This window comes from Alkalimonas mucilaginosa (genome assembly GCF_036327005.1).
In the GTDB taxonomy this organism is placed as follows: Bacteria; Pseudomonadota; Gammaproteobacteria; order Enterobacterales; family Alteromonadaceae; genus Alkalimonas; species Alkalimonas mucilaginosa.
The window spans coordinates 1-789 of sequence record NZ_JAUGZK010000046.1; the positions used below are offsets into that span (position 1 = coordinate 1).

Annotated in this window: 1 rRNA gene; it reads left to right on the forward strand. The window is 53.0% G+C overall.

The features are described from left to right. Window positions 1-685 (forward strand): 23S ribosomal RNA (locus QWF21_RS18055); the annotation flags it as partial. Window positions 686-789: the final 104 nt, after the last annotated feature.

The following is a 789-nucleotide window of genomic DNA, read 5'->3' on the forward strand; positions in this document are numbered from 1 at the left end:
TTCGGACAGTGTCTGGTGGGTAGTTTGACTGGGGCGGTCTCCTCCTAAAGAGTAACGGAGGAGCACGAAGGTTGGCTAAGTACGGTCGGACATCGTACGGTTAGTGTAATGGTAGAAGCCAGCTTAACTGCGAGACAGACACGTCGAGCAGGTACGAAAGTAGGTCATAGTGATCCGGTGGTTCTGTATGGAAGGGCCATCGCTCAACGGATAAAAGGTACTCCGGGGATAACAGGCTGATACCGCCCAAGAGTTCATATCGACGGCGGTGTTTGGCACCTCGATGTCGGCTCATCACATCCTGGGGCTGAAGTCGGTCCCAAGGGTATGGCTGTTCGCCATTTAAAGTGGTACGCGAGCTGGGTTTAGAACGTCGTGAGACAGTTCGGTCCCTATCTGCCGTGGGCGTTGGATAATTGAGTGGAGTTGCTCCTAGTACGAGAGGACCGGAGTGAACGAACCGCTGGTGTTCGGGTTGTCATGCCAATGGCACTGCCCGGTAGCTATGTTCGGAACGGATAACCGCTGAAAGCATCTAAGCGGGAAGCCGGCCACAAGATGAGTTATCCCTCAGACTTTAAGTCTGCTAAAGGGTCGTTGGAGACCACAACGTTGATAGGCAGGGTGTGGAAGCGTGGCGACACGTTAAGCTAACCTGTACTAATTGCCCGAGAGGCTTAACCATACAACGCCCAAGTGGCTTGTATGCACGCTATCGAAATCAGCTTGCTAGTTAAAGACAGACAACCAGTTACGCCTGGTGGCAATAGCGCTGTGGAACCACCTGAT